This is a genomic window from Nocardia asteroides (assembly GCA_019930625.1).
GTDB classification, from domain to species: domain Bacteria; phylum Actinomycetota; class Actinomycetes; order Mycobacteriales; family Mycobacteriaceae; genus Nocardia; species Nocardia sputi.
In genome coordinates this window covers 538,652-565,437 of the sequence record CP082844.1, presented here as the reverse complement: position 1 = coordinate 565,437, position 26,786 = coordinate 538,652, and the positions used below count along the sequence as shown (strand labels likewise).

General features: G+C 67.8%; 24 protein-coding genes and 1 tRNA gene. 16 read left to right on the top strand and 9 right to left on the bottom strand.

Features of this window, described 5'->3' with window-relative positions:
* Positions 1 to 22: 22 nt before the first annotated feature.
* The 3 genes from K8O92_02660 to K8O92_02650 form a co-directional block, all read right to left on the bottom strand.
* Positions 23 to 1,432 carry a metallophosphoesterase family protein gene (locus K8O92_02660; protein ID UAK35390.1) on the bottom strand — a complete coding sequence of 470 codons (1,410 nt, stop codon included), beginning with the start codon at positions 1,430 to 1,432 and terminating at the stop codon, positions 23 to 25.
* Positions 1,433 to 1,448: 16 nt separating this feature from the next.
* On the bottom strand, positions 1,449 to 2,063 hold the full coding sequence (locus K8O92_02655) for a nuclear transport factor 2 family protein (GenBank protein UAK32936.1): 615 nt from the start codon (positions 2,061 to 2,063) through the stop codon (positions 1,449 to 1,451).
* A gap of 129 nt (positions 2,064 to 2,192) precedes the next feature.
* Positions 2,193 to 2,594 carry a nuclear transport factor 2 family protein gene (locus K8O92_02650; GenBank protein UAK32935.1) on the bottom strand — a complete coding sequence of 134 codons (402 nt, stop codon included), beginning with the start codon at positions 2,592 to 2,594 and terminating at the stop codon, positions 2,193 to 2,195.
* A gap of 149 nt (positions 2,595 to 2,743) precedes the next feature.
* On the opposite strand from K8O92_02650, the gene K8O92_02645 reads away from it, so the two are divergent.
* Together K8O92_02645 and K8O92_02640 are read left to right on the top strand one after the other, a co-directional pair.
* A complete protein-coding gene (locus tag K8O92_02645) occupies positions 2,744 to 3,118 on the top strand; it encodes a hypothetical protein (GenBank protein UAK32934.1) in 375 nt (124 codons plus the stop codon).
* A gap of 197 nt (positions 3,119 to 3,315) precedes the next feature.
* Positions 3,316 to 3,999 (top strand): hypothetical protein, encoded by a 684-nt coding sequence (locus K8O92_02640; GenBank protein ID UAK32933.1) that lies wholly within the window; start codon positions 3,316 to 3,318, stop codon positions 3,997 to 3,999.
* An 83-nt stretch (positions 4,000 to 4,082) separates the two neighbouring features.
* Here the strand turns inward: K8O92_02640 and K8O92_02635 are convergent, their stop codons facing one another.
* The 3 genes from K8O92_02635 to K8O92_02625 all read right to left on the bottom strand — a co-directional run bounded on the left by K8O92_02635 (position 4,083) and on the right by K8O92_02625 (position 6,414).
* The gene (locus K8O92_02635; GenBank protein UAK32932.1) at positions 4,083 to 4,583 is read right to left on the bottom strand and encodes a hypothetical protein; all 501 of its coding nucleotides are present in this window, start codon (positions 4,581 to 4,583) and stop codon (positions 4,083 to 4,085) included.
* The gene (locus tag K8O92_02630) at positions 4,559 to 5,404 is read right to left on the bottom strand and encodes a hypothetical protein (GenBank protein UAK32931.1); all 846 of its coding nucleotides are present in this window, start codon (positions 5,402 to 5,404) and stop codon (positions 4,559 to 4,561) included. Before K8O92_02630 ends, K8O92_02635 begins: the two co-directional genes overlap by 25 nt.
* Before the next feature lie 299 nt (positions 5,405 to 5,703).
* Positions 5,704 to 6,414, bottom strand: coding sequence for a L,D-transpeptidase family protein (locus tag K8O92_02625; GenBank protein UAK32930.1), 711 nt, complete (start codon positions 6,412 to 6,414; stop codon positions 5,704 to 5,706).
* 423 nt (positions 6,415 to 6,837) lie between these two features.
* On the opposite strand from K8O92_02625, the gene K8O92_02620 reads away from it, so the two are divergent.
* Positions 6,838 to 8,691 (top strand): PQQ-like beta-propeller repeat protein, encoded by a 1,854-nt coding sequence (locus K8O92_02620; protein UAK32929.1) that lies wholly within the window; start codon positions 6,838 to 6,840, stop codon positions 8,689 to 8,691.
* Positions 8,692 to 8,944: 253 nt separating this feature from the next.
* Here the strand turns inward: K8O92_02620 and K8O92_02615 are convergent.
* The 3 genes from K8O92_02615 to K8O92_02605 form a co-directional block, all read right to left on the bottom strand.
* Positions 8,945 to 9,017 (bottom strand) — tRNA-Arg (locus K8O92_02615).
* A gap of 107 nt (positions 9,018 to 9,124) precedes the next feature.
* Positions 9,125 to 9,811: a DUF305 domain-containing protein gene (locus K8O92_02610; protein ID UAK32928.1), complete on the bottom strand. Its 687-nt coding sequence runs from the start codon at positions 9,809 to 9,811 to the stop codon at positions 9,125 to 9,127.
* 302 nt (positions 9,812 to 10,113) lie between these two features.
* Entirely contained in the window at positions 10,114 to 11,013 is a 900-nt protein-coding gene (locus K8O92_02605) for a DUF3105 domain-containing protein (protein UAK32927.1), read from the bottom strand.
* A gap of 93 nt (positions 11,014 to 11,106) precedes the next feature.
* Here K8O92_02605 and argS point away from each other — a divergent pair, with 93 nt between their 5' ends.
* From argS to atpB, 13 genes are all read left to right on the top strand, one after another.
* On the top strand, positions 11,107 to 12,765 hold the full coding sequence (gene argS / locus K8O92_02600; GenBank protein ID UAK32926.1) for an arginine--tRNA ligase: 1,659 nt from the start codon (positions 11,107 to 11,109) through the stop codon (positions 12,763 to 12,765).
* Positions 12,766 to 12,867: 102 nt separating this feature from the next.
* Positions 12,868 to 14,289, top strand: a complete 1,422-nt coding sequence (gene lysA / locus K8O92_02595) for a diaminopimelate decarboxylase (GenBank protein UAK32925.1) — start codon at positions 12,868 to 12,870, stop codon at positions 14,287 to 14,289.
* Positions 14,286 to 15,644 carry a homoserine dehydrogenase gene (locus K8O92_02590; GenBank protein UAK32924.1) on the top strand — a complete coding sequence of 453 codons (1,359 nt, stop codon included), beginning with the start codon at positions 14,286 to 14,288 and terminating at the stop codon, positions 15,642 to 15,644. Before lysA ends, K8O92_02590 begins: the two co-directional genes overlap by 4 nt.
* 83 nt (positions 15,645 to 15,727) lie before the next feature.
* Positions 15,728 to 16,789 (top strand): threonine synthase, encoded by a 1,062-nt coding sequence (gene thrC, locus K8O92_02585; protein ID UAK35389.1) that lies wholly within the window; start codon positions 15,728 to 15,730, stop codon positions 16,787 to 16,789.
* Between the two features lie 25 nt (positions 16,790 to 16,814).
* Complete coding sequence (gene thrB, locus K8O92_02580; protein UAK32923.1) at positions 16,815 to 17,768, top strand: homoserine kinase; 954 nt, start codon at positions 16,815 to 16,817, stop codon at positions 17,766 to 17,768.
* A 329-nt stretch (positions 17,769 to 18,097) separates the two neighbouring features.
* Positions 18,098 to 20,185, top strand: coding sequence for a transcription termination factor Rho (rho, locus tag K8O92_02575; protein ID UAK32922.1), 2,088 nt, complete (start codon positions 18,098 to 18,100; stop codon positions 20,183 to 20,185).
* A 744-nt stretch (positions 20,186 to 20,929) separates the two neighbouring features.
* Entirely contained in the window at positions 20,930 to 21,160 is a 231-nt protein-coding gene (gene rpmE, locus K8O92_02570; GenBank protein UAK32921.1) for a 50S ribosomal protein L31, read from the top strand.
* A gap of 81 nt (positions 21,161 to 21,241) precedes the next feature.
* The gene (gene prfA, locus K8O92_02565; GenBank protein UAK32920.1) at positions 21,242 to 22,312 is read left to right on the top strand and encodes a peptide chain release factor 1; all 1,071 of its coding nucleotides are present in this window, start codon (positions 21,242 to 21,244) and stop codon (positions 22,310 to 22,312) included.
* A 25-nt stretch (positions 22,313 to 22,337) separates the two neighbouring features.
* Positions 22,338 to 23,216: a peptide chain release factor N(5)-glutamine methyltransferase gene (prmC, locus tag K8O92_02560; protein UAK32919.1), complete on the top strand. Its 879-nt coding sequence runs from the start codon at positions 22,338 to 22,340 to the stop codon at positions 23,214 to 23,216.
* Positions 23,217 to 23,312: 96 nt separating this feature from the next.
* Positions 23,313 to 23,984, top strand: coding sequence for a threonylcarbamoyl-AMP synthase (locus tag K8O92_02555; GenBank protein ID UAK32918.1), 672 nt, complete (start codon positions 23,313 to 23,315; stop codon positions 23,982 to 23,984).
* Positions 23,981 to 25,138: an undecaprenyl/decaprenyl-phosphate alpha-N-acetylglucosaminyl 1-phosphate transferase gene (locus tag K8O92_02550; protein UAK32917.1), complete on the top strand. Its 1,158-nt coding sequence runs from the start codon at positions 23,981 to 23,983 to the stop codon at positions 25,136 to 25,138. The genes K8O92_02555 and K8O92_02550 overlap by 4 nt, the downstream gene beginning before the upstream one ends.
* An 11-nt stretch (positions 25,139 to 25,149) precedes the next feature.
* Positions 25,150 to 25,605 carry a hypothetical protein gene (locus tag K8O92_02545; protein ID UAK32916.1) on the top strand — a complete coding sequence of 152 codons (456 nt, stop codon included), beginning with the start codon at positions 25,150 to 25,152 and terminating at the stop codon, positions 25,603 to 25,605.
* 269 nt (positions 25,606 to 25,874) lie between these two features.
* Positions 25,875 to 26,723, top strand: coding sequence for a F0F1 ATP synthase subunit A (gene atpB, locus K8O92_02540; GenBank protein UAK32915.1), 849 nt, complete (start codon positions 25,875 to 25,877; stop codon positions 26,721 to 26,723).
* Positions 26,724 to 26,786 lie beyond the last annotated feature (63 nt).

Below are 26,786 nucleotides of genomic sequence, written 5' to 3'. Positions count from 1 at the left end.
ATGTGGCGAAGTCTCCCGCCCGCTACGCCAGTCCCGAGAAATCGCGCAGCACAACGTGATTGCGGTCGGCGCAGGTGCCGAGCGTGTAATCCGGGAGCAGCCCGAAGTACTCACCGCGGGTGAGCGCGCTCCAGCGCCGCGCTTCCTCGGTGCGCGTCTTGTAGAAATTGACCATGTAGCCGCCTTCGTAGAGGCGCAGCAGGCTGTAGCCGCCCGGATACTCCTTGACCGCGGCGACTTCGAGGAACTCCACCGCGCACGGCGCGTCCGGCCTGGTGCGGCGGTTGCGGTGGGTGTGGCCGCTGTGGTGCAGGAAGACGCCCGGGCACCGGGCGTAGAGCGCCTGCAACTCGTCGCTGTCGCGTCGATCGAGCACGAATCCCGGCCCGGCGAGGTTGGTCAGTCCGGACTCGGCGGTGACCGGGTGATGGCCGAACAGCAGCGTCGGCCGGTCCGGGTCGGCGCGCAGGCGTTCGGCGAGGCGATCGAACTGGGGCCGTTCGATGGACCCGCCCGCCCCGTCGAGCATGCTGGTGTCCAGTCCGAGTATCCGCAGTCCACCGACCTCGTGTTCGACCAGTTGCTGCCGTGCGGAGAAGACGTCGGCCCAGCAGTCGCGGTGGTCGGTGGGCGCGGGCGTGCAACCGGCGTATTCGGCGCCGACGTGCGGCCGGTCGTGGTTGCCGCGCACGGCCAGGTAGTCCCGCCCGAGCGCTCCCCACGCGTCGAGGCGGGCCCGCACGGAGCGGGTGTCGTGCTCGGAGGCTTCGGCGGTCAGGTCGCCCGCGAGCAGCAGTCGTTCGGCTCCGCGGTCCGGGCGGCGTAGATCCTCCAGTACCGCGGCCAGCATCACCTCGGGATAGGGAGCGAGCCCGGGGCCCTGGCGGAAGCCGGGCGGCAGCTCGCCGACGAGCAGCCCGCTGACCTGCTCGCCGTAGTGCACGTCGTTGGCCAGTGCCAGGGTGCGCAGCCTGCGGCCGGGTGGGGGCACCAGTGTGGTGAACTCGCCGCGCGCTTCCGGCGCGGCGGGGTCGGCCGTGGTGAGCGAAAGCGCGGGCGCGGCGCGCAGGCCCGCCGACCAGGCTTCGAAACGGTAGGTGCGGCCCGGTTCGAGCCCGTCGATCTCGGCATGGTGGAACGGTGTGCGGCGATCGTCGGCGAAGACCGGCGCCGGGGTGCGCGGTGAGTCGGCGGGACCGATCCGCACGTGGGTGTCGGCATCGACGGGGATCAGCCGGCCGTCCGCGCCGGGCGCGAGCGTGGTCCACGTGAGGATCACCGAGGTGTCGGTGATCGTCACCACTTCCAGATCCGTGGCGATCGCTGAATTCGACTGTGCCCGAGCATTTTTCGTGCGACCGGCGAAGGGGAGCAGTGCGGCGAGGCCCAGTGCCCCGAGAACGGTTCTGCGGTTGGGTCCGCAGCAAGTCATGCGTGCGTGCATTCGATCAGCGCGTGCCCTCCGCGGAGCAGACCTTCCACTTGCCGTCTTCCTTCTTCAGGTGCTCGGTCGTGCTGGTTTCGGTATCGGGCTGCTCGCCGGGCACCGCGACGGTGAGCTTGCCGGTTACCTTCGCGGTCGCGGTGTCCCCGGAGACGACGATGTCCTCGATCCTATCGATGGACACCGAAACCGAGGTGCTGTCGATCTCCATCTTCTCGCTCTCGGTCATCGCCTCGAACGCGGCGCGTTCGTGCGTACACGCCAGCTCGGCCGCCGCTCGGAAGCCACGCGAGTCCAGGGTCTCGTAGAAGTCGCGGATCGCCAGCTCGACCCGTTTCTCGTTCGAGGCGAGCGGACCTTTGCCCTGCGAGGTCAACAACACACCCGCGATCACCGCGCCCGTGATCACCAGCACGACTATCACCACCAAGCCTGCGATCAATCCGGTGTTGCTCTTCTTCGGCGGTGGCGGGGGATAACCCCAGGGCGGGTAGCCCGGTGGCGGCTGACCCGGGCCGGGTGGAGGCACCCCCGGTCCGGGTGGTCCGTACCCAGGCGACGGCTGTTGCGGGTAGTGCGGTCGATCGTCCGGCGGTTGCCCGCCCGGCGGATACGCCATGTCGTCCTCCGGTCTACCCCCGGTGCCAGGATCGTTACGGCAAAGGCGTGCCCGGGCGACCGGAAACCAAACCGGCCGGACCGTTCGCAAGGTCGCCGCGACCTGGTGGCAGACGGCCGGGTCCCGTGGTCAGGCGTTCAACGCGGCGTGCCAGCGTGCGGTGTCGGTGTACTGGTGCAGTCGCGTGATGCGGCCTTCGTCGTCGACCTGCCACAGGTGCACGAACTCGGCCTCGTACTCGCGGCCGGTGGCGCGGGCCGTGCCGCGATAGTGACCCGTCACCACGACGGTGCCGTCCGTTGTCTCCTGCCACGTCTCGTCGTACGGCGCGGTGTCGAAATCCCGGTCGACCGCGCCCCAGACCCGCGTCATCGTCGCGAGCGGCCCGTGGAAGGCTCCGCCCGCCCCGCACGGCATGCCTGGGGCGGTTCGCGCTTCGAACTCCGGATGCAGCAGGGCAAGGATCGCCGGTCCGTCACCGGTCTGTGTCGCGGCGTAGAAACCCTTGACAACTTCGAACTTCGCCGACATTTCCGACTCCTTCTAATATGATCATTCTAGAACATTCATATTAGATCGCCGCGAGCGCGGGCGACAGGCTCAGGTGGCCTTGGTCATATGCCCGATTCGAGACCCGGGTTGCCTGGTGCTCGCCGCACACCTCTGGCTAATATTCGAACATGGGTTCGACTAGCGATGAAACGCCGCGAACCGAAGGCACGGAACCGGAGCTGGTCTACCCGAGCAGGACCGGCCACTACTACCGGACCCTGACCTACCCGCCGCGGCCGGTCTGGGTGCGGCTGGACGCGATCCTGGTCCGTGACCCGGGGATCCCGCGGCACGTGAACGGCGCCGGTGTCATCATGCGCGGCGAGCGCCCCGGAACCCTGACGCACTGGCTGCCCACCGTCGACGGGGACTGGATCGGCCGGGTGACCTACAGCATCCAGTTCGCCGACGGCCGTCCGGATCTGCACGTGCGCGACCAGTTGGTCCCGGCCTACGCGCTGCGCCCGCGTCGCACCGGACAATCCGGACCGGATTCCACCTGATCGGCTGCGCGAGAATGCGATGTGAACGGGGCCGGGTTCATTGCCATGGATTTGCCTGTCGCGCCTGTTTTCGTGAGACCGCTGTGAGTGCCCTACTCGCCCCGGTTTGCCGGAACGGAATCCCCGGCCGGAATGGGTCGTCCGGCCGGTCGCCGATCCAGTTGTCGCAGTAAGGGGCCGGTGATACGTTGCCCGGCATGGGATTTCAGTTGCCGCATCCCGAGGTGCTGTGGGCACGTGTGACCGTCTTGGACGTGATCACCTTCGCCACGCACACCGATGGGGTCGCGGGCGGACAGGAGATCGGGCAGACGGCCGCAGTGGAGGGCGGCCGGCTGATCAGCGACGACGGCGAGGGCAATTGGTACTCGCTGGTCAGATATCCCGGCGAGCGCGCGCTGCTATTCGGGAGGGACGAGGACAACGAGGTCACCGGGACCTCGTACGATCCGCTGGCCGCGGCCCCCGCATGGGTGCGCTCGGTGGAACCGACCGCGAAGCTGCCCGGCGGCGTGCAAGGCCCGGTCAGCTTCGTGCGCTGGTGGGAATTCGGCCGCTGGCAGCACACGCCGACCGACCTGGACGACGGCTTGGAGCTGAGCCTCAGCGCCGCCTCCGACCGGGAGAGCTTCACCGGCAGCGTCATGAGCGCCGCCATCCACGCGAAGTGGGTGGAGATGGACTACGAGGCGGGCAAACTGACCGCGCTCACCGTCGACCCGACTGCCCTGCACGCGCTGTGCGATGCCACCGAGAACGGCACCGTGACCAAAACCCACTTCTACTTCCTCCCGCCGGGCCTCACCGCCCCCGTCTTCACGTATCTCGCCGACGCAGGCGTCCTGTCTGCCACCGACAAGCCCACCGAACCCCTGCCGTAGGCGCCGAGACGCGAATATCCCGCCATTCGACCGAAAGGGCTCCCATTTCCGGGAGTCCTTCTTTCGGGTGGCCCGCGCAGTCCTCACCCGCCGCCCGGCTTTATCGAGACTTTCTCGTGAATGGCGATCGTACGAAGCAGTCGTGTCCGGTAGGTGAGCTGGAGGATCACCACCCTCCTGTCATCAAGTATTTCTCGAAACGAAATCGTACCCTCAGGGGGTATATGTGGATTGATCTCCACACCTTCCCGCGAGAATGTGAAGGAACCGGCCAAGTCGGCTTGGGTGAGTCGAACCTCTCCCCGAGGAACGAGAGTCAAGAGTGCGGCGATATCAACCGCGGACGCACCGCTGATGCGGAGCGACACGGTGCAGAACGGTCCGGCGTCGGGGTGTCCTTCGAATTCGCGAACGTGGGTATTTGCGCTGTCGACTTCGCGTAGCGATACCGCGAATATCTCCGAGACCGTCTCCGGAGTGATATCGGAAGAGGCCACCCTTTCGACGAGTAAACGAATCCGGCTGATCGAGAACATGTCGTCGTCGATGACGTTCCTCCTTATGATCTGCGGGTCGCGTGCCACAACGCCTCTTGTTCCGTCAGTGCCTGCCGTGGGCTCAGGAATCCGTTATCCAGCATCATTTTGAATCGGGAATTCAAGTACTGTTCGATGAATTCTTCTTCGAAATGTCGCCTCCAGAAGGTTCCGTATTCTTCCCTGGTTGTACTCATGATCTCCCCATCGAAACCCAGAGCCATGAGGTCGATGGCCTCGTCCTCGGAGACGCCGTTGAGGTGCATATCGTACACATATTCGTACAGTCCACCTCGCCGTCCCGGCACGGCTATGCGAGGACGATTGGGGTAAGTCTGCGATATTTCTCGCAACCCGCCGACGGCAGTGAACTGGGCACGACCTTCATCTCGTAGGCGTAAGTGCTTGTTACTGTCTACCCACTGGACGGGTGAGGTCTGGTCGTCATAGGGCACCGTTCGTGGCTGTGGCCCATGGGCATGCCCCAGTTCGTGAGCGAGGACCGCGGTTGTCGTCTCGGCCTTGCCCTTGTAGTCGTGATTTATCGTGATGACTCTATTGGTTCTATCCGTATAACTTCCCTTCTTTCCGGGCGGGCCGTGACGTATCTGCCATCCCTTTCGCTGGATGTCGTGGAGCTTCGGGACGAGTATCGAGGGGGAACCCGCTATCAGTTCATCGACCTCCGGGCCCAAGCCGGTATCGGGATGAGGGCCGCGCGGAGTATTCGTACCGCTGCCCGAAGAGTCCGGTCCGGCATTCGAAGCGCCCGGCGCCGCAGCCGGAGGCGTCGAACGCTGTATGGCATCGGCATACTCGCGGTCGGCTTGCAGCTTCTCGATAGTCCCCGTACGGAGGTGACCGGCCACGCCTCTCTCAGGAAGCGAAGCGGCGGTCGCCGTCCGTGCGATGAGCTCTGTGAGCTGCTCGGTGACTTCTTCGGTTATACGGCGACGCGGACCCACTTACCCTCTCGAACGTCGAGCGAGCGAAACCACCGTGTTCGAAGCCGACTGTCGGTCACACGCGAACAGCAACAATCACTTCGGCGCTCGCGGGCACCGTGAACCGAGACTGCGGCACTCCCACCCGAGCCAGTGTCGACCATGCAGGGTACGGCTGCCCGTCCCTGTTCCCCATGCCGGGAAGCGGGTCGGCTCAGGTGGATTCAGCTCGCGTACATGCCGATGACCGGTTTCCTCGACGGCTCGAGGGTGGCCAGCAACGTTCGCATGACCTCGTCGCTCACCGCGACACAGCCCGCGGTCGGCCTGCCGACGTCGACGTGGACGAAGAAGGCCGAGCCTTGATTCGGCACCACGGGGAACCGGTTGTAGTCGATGACCAGCGCGTAGTTGTACTGCGGATCGGTTCGCCCGAGATTCTCGCTGCGGGTGGTCTCGAACGGGCAGTCGCCTTCGGCGCACTGGAATTTCTGGTTGTAGAGCGGGCTTTCCGTGTCGGAGACCCACCACCAGGTATTGGACGCGTCCACCGACAGATAGGGAAGCTTCGCGCCCACGCCGGGCAACCGGCCGAAACCTTCGGTCAACGCGAAAGTTCCTTCCGGCGTGTACGCGGCGCCTTCTCTGGCCTCCCGCGAGATCCCGGCCGCCCCGACCCAGGCCGGTACCGCCAAGGTGCGCCCCCAGCGCCGAAATCGATCTCGCTGCCACAGTTCCAACGTCCCACGGTCCGCGCCCGCCGCCGCCGTCACCCAGACGACTTGAGTCCCCGGAACCGAGCCCGGATCGAACGGTGGCCGATCCCCGGTGATCCTCGGCAGCAACACGATCCCGAGTACCGCGACGAGGGTGACGAGAACCCCCGCCGCGGCCCATCGCCGTACCGTCCCACGCCGAGCCCCGACATCAGCCAAAACTGTTCACGCTCCCGTGCTCAGGAAGTAGGCGTATGCCCGCTGCGGTACCGGCCGCGCCGGTGTCGGGACGCAGTGTGCCACGCGGTGGATATCGTATGCGCTGGCGGATGCCGGGTGTCCGATGTTCGCAGTAGGGGTTCGATCAGCGGCAATTGCAAGGAATTCGAACCGGATACGTAGGCGAGTGGTACATGGCTGAGGCAAGCGTGAGGTAGCCCGCTCGAGGTGTGCCACTCGCCATTTGTCGTCGTCGGGCTACGGCTTCCCAGTATTGAGCCCTCACCGCGAGTGGACCGTCGAACGGAGCTGGTGCATGGTGGGGTGGCATGTGCGATGCTGCCGGGTGTCTCGACCCTCCCGGCTGCTGAGGTCGGTGGGGTCTTGGCATGACGACAGGACGCAGAATCAACGGGGAGTGAGATGCAGTCCAGGACTCTATGGTTAGCAGCGCGAGCACGCGACGGCTTGTTGTTGCTGGCAGCCTTGGGGTGGCTCGTCGCCAAGGTCGAGGTCATGGATGTCCCCACCAGGATCCAGGGAGTCGTGCACTTCCGGCACGTGTGGGACGGCACCCGGTTTCGCAGCACCGCAACGCTATTCCTGATCATCGCGATCGCGGCGGCGATCGGCGGTTGGCGGCTGTGGCGTGTGGTGGAAAGCTCGCGCCGACGGGGCTGGCAGAATTCGGCGGCCGCGGTGATCGTCGGTGTCGTGGTGTGGGCGGCGGCGATCACAGTGCTGCTGGTTGTGTGGGGCGTGCTGGACAGCAGCGGTTATATCCCGTTCGAGGAGTTGCCATCCTCGCCCCGATACGGATTGCTGATGCTGTGGCTGGTCGCCGGAGTGCTGCTCGGCGTCGCGGCGCTGACGACCGTCATCACGCTGTCGGAGGCCATTCGCGCAGACGTGAAGGACGACGAGCGGTCCGGCGTTGCTCATGCGGTCGGCACGGGAGCGTTCGCGGTGGCGGCGGCACTGGTGTGCGTGGTGGTCGCTGTCGTCAGCGCGAAACCCGCCGGAGTGGTCGGCTCCACGGTCACCGCGGCCGCGCTGCCCGAGCCCACATCGGCGGCCCCGGTGCTGGATCTCACCCGGATCACCCTCGCCCACCATGTCGGCGGTCCCGACAGCATCGGCGTGACCGCCTACGGTCTGTACACCACGCACGTCGGCCAGTTGACCGTTATGGATCCGCGTACCGGAGCGACTCGCTGGTACGTCCGCCGTCCAGCGCTGCAGCCCGTTGTGAGCACCGCCGACGCGAGCCGCGTCCTTGTGGTCCGGTGGACCAACCCATACTGCGACAACGACTCCTGCGCTGAGAGCCGGGTGCACGCCTATGCCGCCGACACCGGGCAGGAACTATGGAGCCGCGACATCGGAAAGGTGCCGGACCAGCAGCAGGGCTGGTCGGAATATTCCGACCCGAACCAGCCCAGTCCGGAACGATTGACGCGCAACAACCCCCGCACCGGGGCCCCGATGTGGACGGTCCAAGCCGAAGACCTCGGTTGCACACCCGGCCTGGTCATCTACGGAAAACTCGTGTGGACCGTGCGAGCCGGCGCGGTGCAGTTCAGCTGCGCGACATCGAAGACCGCCGCGATCTATGAGCCGAGAATCGTCGGCGCGTTGGACCCCGAATCGGGACGGGTGCTGTGGACCCGCACATCGGTTCCCCACGAACATCTGACTCTCCCGAACGTCCCCGACGATCCCACCGACCCCGTCGCTACGGTCCTGCGAAGGGATGCCGGGTCCAGCTCTCGAACCCGCAACCTCGACATTCTGGATGCACGCACCGGCCGACCGCTCGGCGCCCAGAAACTCGGCGACAACACCGGAGCCGACGCCCCGGGCGGGTATCCGCTGACGCGCGGCTATCTTTTGACGGTCACCGGCAACACCGCCCATCTGACCGGGCCTGACGGGCACGAGCTGTGGACGGCGCCGCTGCCGGCGCCGCCGCGGATCTCCGGGACAATTCCGCCGTCCGGCCCGGCCTGGATCAGTGGCAACGCGCTACTCGTCACCGTCGGTGCCGCGGATCGGAACTGGATCGTCGCCTACGACCTCGCCAGCGGTCAACCCACCGTGCTGGCCGGGCCCGCTCCCACGCCCGCGGGAGACCGACCGCTGATCGATGTTCCGGTCACAGCCACGCTCGTCACGCGGCCGGACCCACCGCCCTCCATCTCCGCACAACTCTCGATCGCTCCCTGGGGCACGCTGGTCACCGGCTACAACCATCACCTGCTCATCCCCACCCGCTGAACATCCACCCGCCGCCAGGCACCAGACCCCTGGACAACTCGTCGACCACGACCAGTCATCGTGCAGCACAGCCGATTCCGCCACCACGCATACGAATCACAACCACGTAAGACACGGTCTCAGGACGAAGCGCTGCGGGAGGTGACGAAGACTTGGGTGAGGCTGTGTCATCTCGTGTCATCGACGCGGCTGAACTGGTTGACGAGAACGGCCCCTGGCCAGAGGCTAGCTGGTCAGGGGCCGTTCTTCTGCGTGCCCTCGGCAGGATTCGAACCTGCGGCCTTCTGCTCCGGAGGCAGACGCTCTATCCCCTGAGCTACGAGGGCGGGATAGGACTCGGTCGGGGCCGGGAAGGCGGTCCGATCGGGCTGGGTCAGCCTATCGTATCGGCCGCCGTCCGCCAAAAAGCGCGGACGGCGGCGGGGTTTTCGTGTCAGCGAAGGGGGGCGGCGCCGCGGGTTCTGAGCATGGTGGTCATCAGCTCGGATTCACCGCGTTGGGTTGTGGCCATGGTTTCCGCGAGCGTGCGCACCGCCGTGGTGGCGGCGTGCTGGGCGGCGTAGTCCATCATCGGCAGTCCGCCCTCGTGGTGGCGCAGCATGAGCTGCAGGAACATGGTGTCGAGGGTGGGGCTGGTGGCCTGGCGCAGCGCGGCGAGTTCGGCGGGGGTCGCCATGCCCGGCATGGCGGCCATCGGGCCGGAGTGGTGAGGCTCGTTCGTCCCGGTGTGGTCGTGTCCGCCCATCGGCTCGGTCATCCAGCCCATGAAACCGTCCACACCCTGCGCGGGCTCGTTCCACAGCTGCAACCAGCCCTGCATGCGCCCGATCTGGCTCTGCTGGGTGGTCAGGATGTCGTAGGCGAGGCGGCGGACGTCGGTGTCGGTCGATCGCACCAGCACCACGCCCGCCATTTCGACGGCTTGGGCGTGATGCGCCGACATGTCCTGGCTGAATCCGACGTCGACCGGGCCCGGATCCGGCTCCGTGGCACCGTCCAGCGGAATCCGCGCCAGCACACCGATCGCGAAGCCGATCAGGATGGCGCCGATGATGCCCAGGATCAGCAGTGCGGTGCGCTGACGGCGGAACTGGCCGCCCAGGCCGGAGTCGGCCGCCATGTCGCGGTCGTCGGGCGTGGCCGAGGCTTCGCGATTGCTGGATCCAAGTGCTGCCGGGGCGCCGGATCTCGTGGCTGCAAGGTTGTCGGGCCTGGCTGTCGCTTCGGCTCCGTCGGACTCGGCTGCGGCTTCGGGGTCGTCGGACTCGGCTGATTCGGGGCCGTCTGGTCTGACAGAAACTTCGCCGTCCCCGGGGTCGGCTGCGGCTTCGTGGTTCTCGGACCCGGCAGGAGCCGCACCGACATCGGACCCGGCAGGCGTTTCGCGCTTGCCGGACACGGGCGCTTCGCGATCGTCGGACACTACTGCCCCGCGCCGGGTGCGGGCTGGCCGGGCGCCGGCTGCGTCGGCGCCGGAGCGCCGGGCACACCGGGGAGACCGGGCACACCGGGCACACCAGGCAGACCGCCGACCTCGGACGGATCCGGCTGCAGACCTCTGCCGTCCATCGGCACCGCGTCCGGCCCGGGCGGCGTCGGATCGAACGGCGGCGGGTTGTCGGTGTCGAAGACGATGGTCGAGCAGTCCGCACCCACTTCGGGGTAGGTGTAGTTGTTCAGCCGCAGCGCGGTGATGAACTGGCCGACGCGCTTGTCGTCCGCGCTGTCGAGTTTCAACTGGTGGCCCCAGGACTGCAGCGACACCGCGGTGTCTTGACCGGGGTAGGGCGACATCATCGTGTACGGCTTGCCCTCGACCTTCGACTTCAGCTTCTCGATGCCGTCGGCGTTCACCTTGTCCGGGTTGTAGGTGATCCACACCGCGCCGTGCTCGAGCGAGTGCACCGCGTTCTCCACCCGGATCGGCTTGCTGTAGACCACGCCGGTGCAGGTCGCCCACGACTGGTCGTGTGGGCCGCCGAAGGGCGGCGCCTGGTCGTAGGCCACGCGCTGGTTCGCGCCGATGTGCAGCCCGGCGGGGTATTCCTTCTTCACCACGCCCGCGATCCCCTCGGACGGGTCCTTCTTCTGCGCGCTGGGCGTGTACTTGTCCAGGTCGGCCTTTTCCCGGTACTTGGGGACCAGGTTGTAAGCCAGTGCGCCGATCAATGCGATGATTACTACGGCCGCGCCGATGGCCGGCCAGGGGATGTGGCGCGTCTTCTTCGGAAGCTGTCCTTGTCTGCCCCGCTTGCGGGGACCCGACAACTTCGCCGCGGCCTTGGCGGCCTTGGCCGATTTGGCGCTGGGACTGCTAGGCATCGCTCAGTGTGCTCTTTCGACGTGGATGGATCCGCTGGCTGCGCAGTGCCCACCCCGTGGTGTACACCCGCCAAGACCATAGGATAGAGACTCGTGACTCCAGCTGACCTTGCAGATCTCCTTCGCTCCGCCGCGGCGAAGGTGCTCGTCGAACGTGGACTGGACCCTGCGGTCCTGCCCGACGAGGTCACTGTGGAGCGTCCCCGTAATCCGGAACACGGCGACTATGCCACGAATGTCGCGATGCAGGTGGCCAAGCGCGCCGGAACCAAGCCGCGTGACCTGGCCACCTGGCTGGCCGACGCACTGTCCGACGCGGACGGCGTCGCCGCCGCCGAGGTCGCCGGACCCGGCTTTCTCAACATCCGCCTCGCGGCTTCCGCGCAGGGTGCGATCATCGAGCGGGTGCTCGCCGCGGGTGCCGCGTACGGCACCGCCGAGGCGCTGAAGGGCACCCGGATCAACCTGGAGTTCGTCTCCGCCAACCCGACCGGCCCGGTACATCTGGGCGGCACCCGCTGGGCCTCGGTCGGTGACGCGCTGGGCCGGATCCTGGCCGCGCAGGGCGCCGACGTGGTGCGCGAGTACTACTTCAACGACCACGGCGCGCAGATCGATCGGTTCGCCGCCTCGCTGGTCGCGGCCGCCACCGGCGCGCCGACTCCGGAGAACGGTTACGCGGGCGCCTACATCGCCGAGATCGCCGACAAGATCGTCGCCGCCCACCCCGACGTGCTGAGCAAGCCGGAGGCCGAGCGCCTGGAGCTGTTCCGCGCCGAGGGCGTCGAGTTGATGTTCGCGCACATCAGGGAATCGCTGCACGAGTTCGGCACCGACTTCGACGTCTACTTCAACGAGAGCTCGCTGTTCGCCTCCGGCGCGGTCGAGAAGGCCGTGGAGCGGCTGAAGAACTCCGGCGACCTGTACGAGAAGGACGGGGCCTGGTGGATCGCCAGCTCGGAATACGGTGACGATCAGGACCGGGTGGTCATCAAGAGCGACGGCAAGGCCGCCTACATCGCAGGTGACATCGCCTACTTCCAGGACAAGCGCTCACGCGGCTTCGACCTGTGCATCTACATGCTCGGCGCCGACCACCACGGCTACATCGGCAGACTGAAGGCCGCCGCGGCCGCGTTCGGCGACGACCCGGCGACCGTCGAGGTGCTGATCGGGCAGATGGTGAATCTGCTGCGCGACGGCGTCGCGGTGAAGATGAGCAAGCGGGCGGGCACCGTGGTGACGCTCGACGACCTGGTCGAGGCGATCGGTGTGGACGCGGCCCGGTACTCGCTGGTGCGTTCGTCGGTGAACTCGAGCATCGACATCGACCTGAACCTGTGGGCCAGCCAGAGCAACGAGAACCCGGTCTACTACGTGCAGTACGCACACGCGCGCACCGCCTCCATCGCGCGCAACGCCGCCGAGTTCGACTACGCCTCCGTCACCCCTGACCTCGCGCTGCTCTCGGCGGAGGAAGAGGGCGAGCTGATCCGCACCCTCGGCGAGTACCCGCGCGTGGTGGCCAGTGCGGCGAGCCTGCGTGAACCGCACCGGGTGGCCCGCTACCTCGAGGAGCTGGCCGGCGCGTACCACCGTTTCCAGACCAACAAGAACCTGCGCGTCCTGCCGCTGGGTGACGACCCCGTCTCACCGACGAACGCCGCCCGGCTCGCTTTGGTCACCGCTACGCGCCAGGTCTTGGCCAACGGCTTGGGCCTGCTCGGCGTCAGCGCGCCGGAGCGCATGTGACGGCCTGTCGACCAGAGCGAGGAAGGAAGCATCAGTGAGCGAGCGAACCATCGCTACCGCCTGCGCGACAGCGCCGGAGCCGAGTGTCAGCGAGAGGCGGAAATGAGCGCGCACCCGGCCGGTCCCCGGCATGCCGAGATCCCGCACGCGCCGAACCTGCCGGAGCGTCCGAGCGATCCGAAGCAGATGATCGACCTGCCCGCGAACGTCTGGCCGCGCAACTGCGTCCGTGACGAAGACGGCGTCGTCCGCTTGGCGGGCGTGCCGGTGCACGAGCTGGCCGCGCAGTTCGGCACCCCGCTGTTCGTGGTCGACGAGGACGACTTCCGTTCCCGTTGCCGCGATATGGTGCGCGCCTTCGGGTCGAACGCGCGAGTCCACTACGCCTCCAAGGCATTCCTGTGCGGCGAGGTCGCCCGCTGGATCCGGGACGAGGGTCTCTCGCTGGACGTGTGCTCCGGCGGCGAACTCGCCGTCGCACTGCACGCGGGCTTCCCCGCGGAGCGAATCGCCTTGCACGGCAACAATAAATCGGTCTTGGAACTGGAAGCCGCGGTGTCCGCGGGGGTCGGTCACGTCGTGGTCGACTCGCTGATCGAGATCGACCGCCTGGAAGCCGTCGCGGGCCGCGCGGGCGTGGTGCAGGACGTACTGGTCCGGGTTACCGTCGGTGTGGAAGCCCATACCCACGAGTACATCTCGACCGCGCACGAGGATCAGAAGTTCGGCTTCTCGATCGCGGGCGGCGACGCGATGGAGGCGCTCGCGCGCGTCTTCGATGCCGACAATCTGCGCTTGGTCGGCCTGCACAGCCACATCGGCTCGCAGATCTTCGAGATCGACGGCTTCGAGATCGCCGCGCGGCGCATGCTCGGCCTGCTGCGCGAGGCCGTCGACAAGTTCGGCGTCGAGCGCACCGCGCAGATCGCGACGCTGGACCTCGGGGGCGGACTGGGGATTTCGTATCTGCCGTCGGACGACCCGCCGCCGCTGGACCGCTTCGCCGCGAACCTGCGCGAACTGGTCGCCGCCGAAGCCGAACGCGCGGGCCTGCCCACGCCGGTGATCGCGGTGGAGCCCGGACGCGCCATCGCCGGTCCCGGCACGGTGACGCTCTACGAAGTGGGCACCATCAAGGACGTCTCGCTGGACGGCGGTCTGCGCCGCCGCTACGTGAGCGTCGACGGCGGTATGAGTGACAACATCCGGCCCGCGCTGTATCAGGCCGACTACGATTGCCGCCTGGTCTCGCGGTCGTCGCAGGCCGGGCCGGTGGTCGCGCGCGTCGTCGGAAAGCATTGCGAGAGCGGCGATATCGTCATTCGCGACACCTGGATGCCCGCCGACGTCGGCCCCGGCGACCTGGTCGCCGTCGCCGCCACCGGCGCGTACTGCTACTCGATGTCCAGCCGGTACAACCAGTTGACCCGCCCCGCGGTCGTCGCGGTGCGGGACGGACAGTCGCGCCTGATCCTGCGCCGGGAGACGGTGGCGGACCTGCTCAGCTTGGAGGTGGAAGCGTGACGACGGCGAACGCGAAGAACGGCGTCTGGGGGCCCGATCGCCCGATCGGGGTCGCGGTCCTGGGCATGGGCAATGTCGGCACCGAGGTCGTGCGCATCCTGCGTGAGCACGTCGAGGACCTGCGGTCTCGCGTCGGCGCCCCGGTGGTGCTACGCGGCGTGGCCGTGCGCGATCTCGCCGCCGACCGCGGCATCCCCGCGGACCTGCTGACCACCGACGCCGACGCACTCGTCGCCCGCGACGACGTCGACCTGGTGGTCGAGGTGATCGGCGGCATCGACCCGCCGCGGCGGTTGATCCTGGCCGCGCTGAACGCGGGCAAATCCGTGGTGACCGCGAACAAGGCGCTGCTGGCCGACTACACCGGCGAACTCGCCGCGGCCGCCGAACGCAGCCGCGCCGACCTGTACTTCGAAGCCGCGGTCGCGGGCGCCATCCCCGTGGTGCGGCCGCTGATCCAGTCGCTCGCGGGCGACCGGGTGAACCGGATCGTCGGCATCGTCAACGGAACCACCAACTTCATCCTCTCCGGGATGGACGAGACCGGCGCCGACTACTCGGAGACGCTGGCCGAAGCGACCCGGCTCGGCTACGCGGAGGCCGATCCGACCGCCGACGTGGAGGGTTACGACGCCGCGGCGAAGGCCGCGATACTCGCCTCGCTGGCGTTCCACACCCGGGTCACCGCCGCCGACGTGTACCGCGAGGGCATCTCGCGGATCTCCGCTGAGGATTTCGAGACCGCCTCGGCGCTGGACTGCACGGTGAAGCTGCTGGCGATCTGCGAGCGTGTGGACGCGGGCCCCGGCGAGCCGGGGCCGGAAGACGGCGGCAAGGAGCGCGTCTCGGTACGCGTCTACCCGGCGCTCATTCCCCGCAAGCACCCCCTTGCCGCGGTGACCGGCGCGTTCAACGCGGTCGTCGTCGAGGCGGAGAACGCCGGGCGGTTGATGTTCTACGGACAGGGAGCGGGCGGGGCCCCGACCGCGTCGGCCGTGCTCGGCGATCTGGTGATGGCGGCACGGAACAAGTTCTTCGGGGGTCGCGCTCCTGGCGAATCGGTTTATGCTGAGCTACCGATCGCGCCGATCGGCGACACGCCCACCCGCTATCACGTGAACCTCCAGGTCGAAGACCGTCCTGGGGTCCTGGCCGCGGTGGCGGGCGAATTCGCCGCACATGGGGTGAGCATCTCGACCGTCCGTCAAGAAGGGCACGGCTCGGGTGCGCGCCTGGTCGTGGTGACCCACCACGCCGTGGAGTCGGCGCTCGCGGACACCGTGGCCGCCCTGGCGGAAATGGCATCCGTCACATCCGTGACCAGCGTTCTGAGATTGGAAGGCACCGAAGAATGACCACAGTGTCGCGCAGCGACGCCATAAGGGGCGGCGGCCGGGAGACGGGTGGGCCTACCACTGGCGTCGCGCCCCAGGCAGGAGTGCACTCCCGCTGGCCGGGCCTGATCGCGGCCTACCGCGACCGGATCGCGGGCGCGGCCGACTGGGAGCCGGTCACGCTGTATGAGGGCGGTACGCCGCTGGTGCCCGCGCCGCACCTGTCCGAGGTGACCGGGTGCGAGGTGTACCTGAAGGTCGAGGGCCTGAACCCGACCGGCTCGTTCAAGGACCGCGGAATGACGGTGGCGATGACCGACGCCAAGTACCGCGGCCAGCAAGCGGTGCTGTGCGCGTCCACCGGCAACACCTCGGCATCCGCCGCGGCGTACGCCACGCGCGCCGGCATGAGCTGCGCCGTGCTGATCCCCCAGGGCAAGATCGCGATGGGCAAGCTGGCCCAGGCCGTCATGCTCGGCGCGAAGATCATCCAGGTGCAGGGCAACTTCGACGACTGCCTGGAGCTCGCTCGCAAGGTGACCGCCGACTTCCCCAGCATCGGCCTGGTGAACTCGGTCAACCCGGCGCGTATCGAGGGCCAGAAGACCGCGGCCTTCGAGATCTGTGACGTGCTCGGCAAGGCTCCCGACGTGCACGCGCTTCCGGTCGGGAACGCGGGCAACATCACCGCGTACTGGCGCGGCTACCGGGAGTACCACGCCGACGGCATCACCGGCGGTCTGCCCCGCATGCTCGGGGTGCAGGCCGCGGGGGCGGCCCCGCTGGTCAACGGCGCCCCGGTGAAGGATCCCGAGACCATCGCCACCGCGATCCGGATCGGCGCGCCTGCCTCCTGGAACAGCGCGGTCGAGGCCAAGGAGCAGTCCGGTGGAGCGTTCCGCGCCGCCACCGACGAGGAGATCCTCGACGCCTACCGCCTGGTCGCGGCCACCGAAGGGGTGTTCGTCGAGCCCGCGTCGGCGGCCAGCGTGGCCGGTGTGCTGGCCGCCCGCAAGGAGGGCTGGCTGGATTCCGGACTCACCGTGGTGTGCACGGTGACCGGCAACGGTCTGAAGGACCCCGACACCGCGCTGTCGGGCATGCCTCAGGTGCAGCCGATCTCGGTCGACCCGGTCGCGGTCGCCGCCGAACTAGAGCTGGCCTGAGTTGGATTCCCGCGACAGCCAGCTCATGACCGCGACCCTGCCCGCAGGTCTCACCGTGACCGCGCGGGTACCGGCGTCCACCGCGAACCTCGGCCCAGGGTTCGACTCGCTCGGCATGGCATTGGGTATCTACGACGAGATCCAGGTGCGCACTACGGATTCCGGGCTCACCATCCGGGTCGAGGGCGAGGGCGCCGACGATGTACCTTGGGGCCCTTCGCATCTCGTGGTCCGCGCGATCGAGCGCGGCCTCGAGTCGGCGGGGGTGTGGGCCGATGGCCTCGATGTGGTGTGCCGCAACGTGATTCCGCATTCGCGCGGGCTCGGCTCGTCGGCCTCCGCGGTCGTCGGCGGACTCGCCGCGGGCTGTGCCCTGGCGGGCAAGCTGGACCCGGCGCTGGCCACGTCGGCCGACCGAATGGTCCAGCTGGCCGCGGAATTCGAGGGTCACCCGGACAACGCGGCGGCCAGCGTGCTCGGCGGAATCGTGGTCTCCTGGACCGAGAGCGAACGCAACGCCGACGAGGCTCCGGTGACGGAGTACCACGGCCGCGCCTACCGCGCGGTGCGGCTCGAGGCCCATCCCGCGCTGCGCCCGGTCGTACTGATCCCCGAGGAGCGCTCGTCCACCGCACACACCCGCGGCCTGCTGCCCGAGATCGTGGCGCACGGCGATGCCGCGTTCAACGTCAGCCGCGCCGCGCTGGCGGTGGTAGCACTCACCCAGCGACCCGACCTGCTGATGCCGGCCACCGCCGACCGCCTGCACCAGGCTCAGCGTGCTCCCGCGCTGCCGTTGACCACCGCTTGGATCACCCGCCTGCGCGCGGCGGGGATCGCGGCCACGGTCTCCGGCGCGGGCCCCACCATCCTGGCTCTGGCGACCAGCGAATTTCCAGCGGAACTTCGCGAACTGGCGGCGGCCGACGGCCTGCGCGTGGTGGAGCCGGGAATCGCCGAGGGCGTCCTGGTCGACTGACGGCGAGTCTGTCTTGCCGAGATTCGCAATGGACAGCTATCCTGGGCAAGTCCGTACATCGTGCGCATCAGACGCCGGTGCTTCATCAGGGCAATCGCTCCAGCAGGCTCCAGGCTCGAGCCTCCAGGCCATGGGGGTGCTGCGTAGCTGCGCAACTGGAATGATCTCTCCCCCACCTTTCACCAATGGTGGAGAAGCCGCCGGGCCGGCGGGGCAGGTGATACGGCACACAGCGCCCGGACGGACGCATCCCAGTCCGGCAGAATGCCCGGGCTGCGGGACGAACCCTCGACACAGCACACGGCAATCGAGGGAAGGAAAGGATTTCCGTGACAGATACGGACCTGCTCGCGACACCCGGCGTGGAATCGAACCCGACGGGCGACCGCGAAAGTGAATCCGGACAGATTTCGAAGATGAGCGAACACACCGACGTCGCACGATCGGGGCTGACTGGAATGTTGTTGCCGCAGTTGCGCGCGCTTGCGGGGGAGCTCGGTATCCGAGGCACCTCCGGAATGCGCAAGGGCGATTTGATCGCCGCCATCAAGGAAAATCAGGCCGGAAAAGCAGCGAAGGCGGAAAAGCCCGCCAAGAGCGAGGCCAAGTCCGCGGCAACAGCCAAGGCCGATGCCCCCGCCAAGACCGCCGCTCCCGCTGCGCCGGCGCCGGCCAAGGCCGAGCAGGCGACCCTCGACGTGACGCCCGCGGCTTCGGCTGCGCCCACCGAGGCTCCCGCCCCGGCGAAGACGGCCCCCGCCGATTCCGCGCCCGCCGCCGCGAACGCGGCCGCGTCGGCGTCGTCCACGGCGACCGAGACCTCCGAGGAGTCCGGCAGGGAGAGCGGCCAGCGTGGCCGCGGCAGGCAGCGGCGTGGCCGTGACCAGGCGCGATCCGCCGCCGACACCGCGCCCGCCGAAACGCGTGCCGACGAGCCGAAGCAGGACGCCGAACAGGGCGGCGAGCGTCGCCGCGAGCGTGGCCAGGGCGAACGTCAGAGCGGGCGTGGCCAGGGCGACCGTCAGAGTGACCGTGGCCAGGGCGACCGTCAGAGTGACCGTGGCCAAGGTGAGCGTCAGAGCGAGCGTGGCCAGGACGAGCGTGGCCAGGGCGAGCGCGGCCAGAGCCAGAACGGCAGCGCGGGCGGCCGTGGCGGCGACGACGAAGAGGGCGGTCGCGGACGGCGCGGACGTCGCTTCCGTGAGCGTCGTCGTGGGCGTGACCGCGAGAGTGGCGGCGGCGAGGCCCGCGAGCTCGAGATCCGCGAGGACGACGTTCTGCAGCCGGTCGCGGGCATCCTCGACGTGCTGGACAACTACGCCTTCGTCCGCACGTCGGGTTACCTGGCCGGGCCGAACGACGTCTACGTGTCGATGAACCTGGTCCGCAAGAACGGCCTGCGCCGCGGTGACGCGATCACCGGCGCGGTGCGCGCTCCGCGCGACGGCGAACAGGCCAACCAGCGCCAGAAGTTCGACCCGCTGGTGCGGCTGGACACGGTCAACGGCGGCGAAGTCGAAGCGGCCAAGCGCAGGCCGGAGTTCGGCAAGCTCACCCCGCTGTACCCGAATCAGCGCCTGCGGCTGGAGACCCAGCCGAACAAGCTGACCACCCGCGTGATCGACCTGATCATGCCGATCGGCAAGGGCCAGCGCGCCCTGATCGTGTCGCCGCCGAAGGCCGGTAAGACCACGATCCTGCAGGACATCGCGAACGCGATCGCGACCAACAACCCCGAGGTCTACCTCATGGTGGTGCTGGTCGACGAGCGTCCCGAAGAGGTCACCGACATGCAGCGTTCGGTCCGGGGCGAGGTCATCTCCTCGACCTTCGACCGTCCGCCGTCGGACCACACCTCGGTCGCCGAACTCGCCATCGAGCGCGCCAAGCGCCTGGTGGAGATGGGTAAGGACGTCGTCGTGCTGCTCGACTCGATCACCCGGCTCGGGCGCGCGTACAACAACTCCTCGCCCGCCTCGGGCCGGATTCTCTCGGGTGGTGTCGATTCCACCGCGCTGTACCCGCCCAAGCGGTTCCTCGGCGCGGCGCGCAACATCGAGAACGGCGGCTCGCTGACGATCATCGCCACCGCGATGGTGGAGACCGGTTCGACCGGTGACACGGTGATCTTCGAGGAGTTCAAGGGCACCGGCAATGCCGAGCTCAAGCTGGACCGCAAGATCGCGGAGCGGCGCGTGTTCCCCGCGGTGGACGTCAACCCGTCCGGTACCCGCAAGGACGAGCTACTGCTCAGCCCCGACGAGGCGGCGGTACTGCACAAGCTGCGCCGCGTACTGTCCGGCCTGGACTCCCACCAGGCGATCGATCTGCTGATCGACCGTCTGAAGAAGTCGAAGACCAACCTCGAATTCTTGATGTCGGTGAGCAAGACCGCGCCGGGCGCGCTCGACGAATAGGCTCGGGCTCGTCCGCCCCTTCGAGTATTCAGGCCGTAGTGGTCGGGTGCCGCGGAGTTCGCGTGCGGGGCCGACCAAAAGCATCTCGGCGGGTTCTGGGCGTGCCCGACGAGTTACCAAATCAGTTGTCGCCATGACAACGGCCGAGAGGGTCCCGCACAAGCGGGACCCTCTCGGCGTTGCCGGGGCGAAGAAAGCGATTCCGATCGTGGCCGCGCCACTGATCAGGAGACCGAGGATCAGTGCGCAGGGCTCGTCGCCGGGGTCGGGCGCGGTGGAATCCGAAGTCTGACTGTGTACGGCATTCTCCGGTGCCGGATAGTGCGGATCGGGAAGTGCGTACAAACCGACGGCGACCGCGAGAGTCAGTAGAACGAAAATCGCGGACGCGATTCGGATGTTCACGGGGTCTCCTTCCTGTCTCGGCACGCCGATGTGCACCAGGTACGCAACTCTATGAACGAATCTGTTCGCATTCCTGAGTAGCGGACTACCCGACTTCAGGGTCCCGGAGTCGGTGGGGATTCGCGTGCCAGGACTTCCAGGGGCGCGAACGGCGGGGGAGTACGCAGGGCGGGAACAAACCACTCGCCGGGGGCGTTTTGGGAGCGTAACGGCAGTTCTGGCATACTGAACGGTCGTTGCGTCTGCTCAGGTGAGCAGAGCTCCCGCCTAGTCGGTTCCGGTTCACGCTCCGCGCGAATTCGCGTGGGCGACCCGGCGACCAAACTCGAGAGGACACCCATGAAGGCAGGAATTCACCCGACGTATGTCGACACCACGGTCGTCTGTGGTTGCGGCAACACCTTCCAGACTCGCAGCACCAAGGAGTCGGGACACATCACCGTCGAGGTCTGCTCGCAGTGCCACCCGTTCTACACCGGCAAGCAGAAGATCCTCGACACCGGTGGTCGCGTGGCCCGCTTCGAGGCCCGCTACGGCAAGCGTGCCGGCAAGAAGGCCGACGCCAAGTAGCTTCCTCGCCGACGCCCGGTCCTGCTGCGCAGGCCGGGCGTCGGTGTTTTGTATGGACTGGTACCAGGAGAAGGAAGCACTGTGACGCAACCGTCCGCCATCGACGACATTCTGGCCGAGTACGCGGGCCTGGAGACGCAGCTGGCCGATCCGTCGCTGCACAACGATGCGGGCGCCGCGCGCCGGGTCGGCAAAAGGTTCGCCGAGCTGGCGCCGGTCATGGCAACCTACCGCAAACTCGAGACGGCGCGTGACGACCTGTCCGCCGCCCGGGAACTCGCCGCCGACGACTCGGCGTTCGCCGCGGAGATCCCGGATCTGGAACGGCAGGTGGAGGAACTGGAACAGGCCCTGGCCGACCTCCTGGCCCCGCGCGACCCGCACGACGGGGACGACGTCGTGCTCGAGGTGAAATCCGGCGAAGGCGGTGAGGAGTCCGCGCTGTTCGCCGCCGACCTGGCCCGCATGTACGTGCGATATGCCGAGCGGCACGGCTGGAAGGTCGAGATTCTCGACGTCAACCTGTCCGACCTGGGCGGTTACAAAGAGGCGACGCTGTCGATCAAGAGCCGCGACGCCGCCCGCGACGGTGTCTGGTCGCGCTTCAAGTTCGAAGGCGGCGTGCACCGGGTGCAGCGCGTCCCGGTCACCGAATCGCAGGGCCGCATCCACACCTCGGCCGCGGGCGTGCTGATCTATCCGGAGCCCGACGAGATCGAAGAGGTGCAGATCGACGAGTCGGACCTGCGCATCGACGTCTACCGCTCCTCCGGTAAGGGCGGACAGGGCGTCAACACCACCGACTCCGCGGTGCGCATCACCCATCTGCCCTCCGGCATCGTCGTCACCTGCCAGAACGAGCGTTCCCAGCTGCAGAACAAGGCGCGCGCCATGCAGGTGCTCGCGGCGCGGTTGCAGGCGCTGGCGGAAGAACAGGCCGACCAGGAGGCGGCGGCGGGCCGGGCCAGCCAGATCCGCACCGTGGACCGCTCCGAGCGGATCCGCACCTACAACTTCCCGGAGAACCGGATCACCGATCACCGGATCGGTTTCAAGGCGCACAACCTCGACTCCGTGCTCGACGGCGACCTCGACGCGCTGCTGGATGCTCTGGGAAAGGCGGATCGCGAAGCGCGTATGGCGGCGGAATGATCGTCTTTCCGGCAGAGTCGGTGCCATGTCTACCACCCGAGTCGCGTTGCGCCCCGCCATCAACGATGCCGTCGAGACGTTACGGACCGCCGGGGTGCACAGTCCGCAGGCCGACGCCGAGCACTTGGCGGCGCACGTGTTGGGCGTGGAACGGACCAGGCTGGCGCTGACCCCGCTCGTGCCGCCGGACAAGCTGGACGAGTTCCGTGCGTTGGTGGCCCGCCGGGCGCGGCGAATCCCGTTGCAGCACTTGACCGGCACCGCCGTGATGGGTGCGCTGGACCTCGCGGTCGGCCCCGGTGTCTTCGTGCCGCGTCCCGAGACCGAATTGCTGTACGCGTGGGCGCTGGCGCAACTGGAGGCGCTGCCGCACGATCACGCGCCGATCGTCGTCGACCTGTGCACCGGATCGGGAGCGCTCGCGCTGGCCGTCGCGCACGCGCGCCCCGACGCGGACGTGCGCGCCGTCGAACTCGATCCCGCCGCACTGGTGTGGGCCAGGCGCAACGCCGACGACCGCATCGCCGCGGGCGACACCCCGATCACGCTCTACGCCGACGACGCCACCGATCCGGGACTGCTCACCGACCTGGACGGCCGGGTCGACATCGTGGTGTCCAATCCGCCCTACATCCCGGAGGGCGCGCCCCTCGACCCCGAGGTGGCCGAGCACGATCCGTCCGTCGCCCTGTTCGGTGGCCCCGACGGGCTGAACGTCATCCGCGGGATGATCCCGAACATCACCAGACTGCTGCGGCCGGGCGGTGCCACCGCCATCGAGCACGACGACACCAACGGCTCCGGCGTAGCCGCTCTCCTCACCGCCACCGGCGTCTTCACCGACGTCGTCGAGCACCCCGACCTGGCAGGCAAACCCCGCTTCGTAGCCGCCATCCACACCTGACCCGCGGGCTGCTCCGCACTGAACGTGTATCCCGCGTCACCCCACTAGTACGGCCTGAATACCCGGAGAGGCGGCACAGATGCCAGGATGGTCGGCGTGAGTACCGTCTACGACTGCGCGGATCCCGACTCGCGCGCCGCCGGACTGTCCGCGGCCACCAGCGCCCTGAAATCCGGACGGCTGGTCGTGCTGCCCACCGACACTCTGTACGGCCTGGCCGCCGACGCGTTCGATTCCACGGCGGTGAGCTCGCTGCTCGCGGCCAAGCGCCGCGGCCGGGACATGCCGGTGCCGGTGCTGGTCGGCTCCTGGCACACGATCGACGGACTGGTGTTCTCGGTGCGTCCCCAGGCGCGCGAGCTGATCCGGGCGTTCTGGCCCGGCGGTCTCAGTCTGGTTGTGCAGCAAGCTCCTTCGCTCGCGTGGGATCTCGGTGACACGCGTGGGACGGTGATGCTGCGTATGCCGCTGCACCCGGTCGCTCTCGAACTGTTGCGTGAGGTGGGCCCGCTGGCGGTGTCCAGCGCGAACGTGTCCGGCCGGCCGCCGGCGACGACCGCGGCCGAGGCGCGCGACCAGCTCGGCGAGCTGGTCGGTGTCTACCTGGACGGAGGGCCCGCCGAGCACGCGGTCGCCTCCACGATCGTCGATCTGACCGCCGATCAGCCGCGGGTCCTGCGCGTGGGCGCGGTGTCCGTCGCCGACATCGCCGAGGTGCTCGGGATGTCGCCGGAAGCGCTCAGCGGCGCCGCGCAGCAGCTCGGATGATGGGTTCGAGCGCTGTCGTCCCCCTGCGGGAGCTGCTCGTCGTCCTGCTGATCTCGGCGGTGGTGACGTTCCTGGCCACCGGCGGAGTGCGGGTGCTGGCGATCGGCTTCGGCGCGGTCGCCGTGCCGCGTGACCGCGATGTGCACGTCAAGCCGATTCCGCGCATGGGTGGCGTCGGCATGTACATCGGTGTGGTCGCCGCGGTGCTGTTCGCCCACCAGCTACCCGCGCTGCGCAGTGGGTTCGACTACAAACCCAACATCCCGATCGCCGTGCTGGTGGCGAGCACCGTCATCGTGCTGGTCGGCATCGTCGACGACCGCTGGGGCCTCGACGCGCTGACGAAGTTCGCGGGGCAGGTCACGGCGGCGGGCGTGATGGCGGTCATGGGGTTGGGCTGGTACGTCGTCTACAACCCGTTCAGCAACACCACGGTCGTGCTGGACGGATTGCAGGGCGGCCTGGTCACCGTCGCGGTCACTGTCACGCTGGTCAACGCCATGAACTTCGTCGATGGGCTGGACGGTCTGGCGGCGGGCCTCGGCCTGATCGCGGCGCTGGCGGTCTTCGTGTTCTGCCTGGGCCTGATGAACGAGCAGGGCGGCTCGGTCGACACCTACCCGCCCGCGCTGCTGGCCGCCGCGCTGGCGGGCGGATGCCTGGGATTCCTGCCGCACAATTTCCAGCCCGCCCGCATATTCATGGGTGACTCCGGCTCGATGCTGATCGGATTGATGCTCGCCGCGGTCTCGACCGGCGCTTCGGGCCGAATCCCCCTGCAGGGTTACGGCCCGCGCGACATCGTCGGTCTGCTTTCCCCGTTGTTGCTGGTCGGTGCGGTGATGTTCATTCCGGTGCTCGATTTGTTGCTCGCTATCGTGCGCCGGGTCCGGGCGGGCGTGAGTTTCTCGACGCCGGACAAGATGCACTTGCATCATCGCTTGCTGCAGATCGGCCATTCCCACCGCCGCGTCGTGCTGTTGATCTATTTGTGGGTCGGTGTGCTCGCGTTCGGCGCGGTCGGCACCTCGCTGATGGATCGCACGCTCGTGGTGTTGCTGATGGCGGGCGGGTTGGTTTTCGCGTTGGTGATCACCGCGATTCCGGGGCTGCGGCGTGGGGACCCGGCGGGGGACGGATCGGCGTCCGGGTAAAGTCGGCGGCTGTGAGCTTCACACCCGAACCCGTCCCCGGCCCCGATGCGCCGCTGCGGTCCGCGCTGCGCTACGGACTGATCGGCCTGGGGGTGCTGGTGGTCCTGGCCGTCGCGCTCGGCGCGGCCGTCGCGGGCATTCCCGGAGTGTGGGGTGCGCTGCTGGGCGCCGCGATCGGCGGCGGCTTCATCCTCACCACCGCGGCCGTCGTGCTGTTCGGCGCGAAACTGCCGCCCAGCACGGCCGGACTGATCATGCTGGTCAGCTGGGCGGGCAAGGTGCTGGTGGCGTTGATCGTCGTCGCGATCCTGCAGCGGTTCGACTTCTACGACCGGGTCGTCCTGTTCCTCACGGTCGTCGGAGCCCTGGTCATCGTGCTCGGCGCGGAGACGTACGGGGTTGTGCGGCAGAAGGTTCCGTACGTGACGACGACCGACGCCCAGAGCGCTCCAGATACTCGGGAGTAACGAAAACACCCACCCCCTACACGCTGTCGTAGATGACTTGGTAAAGTGTTGGTAAGCAAGCGACCAAGTCGAGGATCGATGAGGGGTCACCGCCGAGATCCACCGCCTGGGCCGCTATGCTTACTGCCGTGCCGGGCTCCCAGGGGTTGTTCCGGTTCTGCATGTCGACGAATGTCGCCGACACACGTACAGACGCCTGGTGGAAATGAAACCACCGCCCAGCTGCTGACGAACTTCGAGCCGACCTGAGTCGACCAAATTGATCGTCAATGTCCGATCGAACCGCGGGAATGACCGTACCCGCGGCCCGAACACGGGAGAGAACGCTGAGCGTCACCACTCTGGCGGCCGAGTTCCACGCGCCGTCGCTTACCGACTTCTTCCCTCCAGCTGTGCTGTTCGAGGGAACACCGTTCGAACTCGATCGATTGATGCTGATCCGCATTCTGATGTCGTTCGTTCTGGTCGGCGTGATGCTGCTGGCCTTCCGCTCGCCGAGGATCGTGCCGCGCGGCCTGCAGAATGTCGCCGAAATCGGTTTGGTCTTCGTCAAGGAGCAGATCTGCGAAGAGGTCCTCGGCAAGGAAACCGGGCGCAAGTACTTCCCGCTGATCGCGACGATCTTCTTCACGGTCCTCTTCCTGAACTTCTCCGGCGTCGTCCCGGGGTTGAACATCTCGTCGAACGCCCGAATCGGCATGCCGCTGGTGCTGGCCGTCGTCGCGTACCTGGCGTTCAACTACGTCGGTATCAAGAAGTACGGCTTCCTGACCTACATGCGCAGCAGCATCGTCGTTCCGAATGTTCCCCCCGCGCTGCACGTGCTGCTGATTCCGATCGAGTTCGTCTCGACCTTCATCCTGCGTCCGTTCACGCTGACCGTCCGACTCATGGCGAACATGCTGGCCGGCCACATCATGCTGGTGCTGTTCTTCAGCGCGACCTGGTTCTTCCTGTTCGACGCCGCCGCGTGGATGAAGGTGTTCTCGCCGTTCTCGCTGATCGCGGGACTCGGATTCACGCTCTTCGAACTGTTGGTCATCTTCCTGCAGGCTTACGTGTTTGCGCTGCTGACCGCCGTATACATCGGACTCGCACAGCACGCGGCCGATCACTGACCTGACCGACACTAATACCGGAAACCTGCTGCACCACGCCGACCGGCGGGTGAGCAACAGAAA

What these genes read in the sequence shown, in the direction of transcription:
- K8O92_02610 (UAK32928.1), bottom strand. Translation starts at nt 9,811, where the DNA reads ATGGCGGCCGACTCCGGCCTGGGCGGCCAGTTCCGCCGTCAGCGCACC.
- K8O92_02620 (UAK32929.1), top strand. Translation starts at nt 6,838, where the DNA reads ATGCAGTCCAGGACTCTATGGTTAGCAGCGCGAGCACGCGACGGCTTG.
- lysA (UAK32925.1), top strand. Translation starts at nt 12,868, where the DNA reads ATGAGCGCGCACCCGGCCGGTCCCCGGCATGCCGAGATCCCGCACGCG.
- K8O92_02550 (UAK32917.1), top strand. Translation starts at nt 23,981, where the DNA reads ATGATGGGTTCGAGCGCTGTCGTCCCCCTGCGGGAGCTGCTCGTCGTC.
- prmC (UAK32919.1), top strand. Translation starts at nt 22,338, where the DNA reads ATGTCTACCACCCGAGTCGCGTTGCGCCCCGCCATCAACGATGCCGTC.
- thrB (UAK32923.1), top strand. Translation starts at nt 16,815, where the DNA reads ATGACCGCGACCCTGCCCGCAGGTCTCACCGTGACCGCGCGGGTACCG.
- K8O92_02645 (UAK32934.1), top strand. Translation starts at nt 2,744, where the DNA reads ATGGGTTCGACTAGCGATGAAACGCCGCGAACCGAAGGCACGGAACCG.
- atpB (UAK32915.1), top strand. Translation starts at nt 25,875, where the DNA reads ATGTCCGATCGAACCGCGGGAATGACCGTACCCGCGGCCCGAACACGG.
- K8O92_02660 (UAK35390.1), bottom strand. Translation starts at nt 1,432, where the DNA reads ATGACTTGCTGCGGACCCAACCGCAGAACCGTTCTCGGGGCACTGGGC.
- K8O92_02640 (UAK32933.1), top strand. Translation starts at nt 3,316, where the DNA reads ATGGGATTTCAGTTGCCGCATCCCGAGGTGCTGTGGGCACGTGTGACC.
- K8O92_02650 (UAK32935.1), bottom strand. Translation starts at nt 2,594, where the DNA reads ATGTCGGCGAAGTTCGAAGTTGTCAAGGGTTTCTACGCCGCGACACAG.
- K8O92_02605 (UAK32927.1), bottom strand. Translation starts at nt 11,013, where the DNA reads ATGCCTAGCAGTCCCAGCGCCAAATCGGCCAAGGCCGCCAAGGCCGCG.
- rpmE (UAK32921.1), top strand. Translation starts at nt 20,930, where the DNA reads ATGAAGGCAGGAATTCACCCGACGTATGTCGACACCACGGTCGTCTGT.
- K8O92_02655 (UAK32936.1), bottom strand. Translation starts at nt 2,063, where the DNA reads ATGGCGTATCCGCCGGGCGGGCAACCGCCGGACGATCGACCGCACTAC.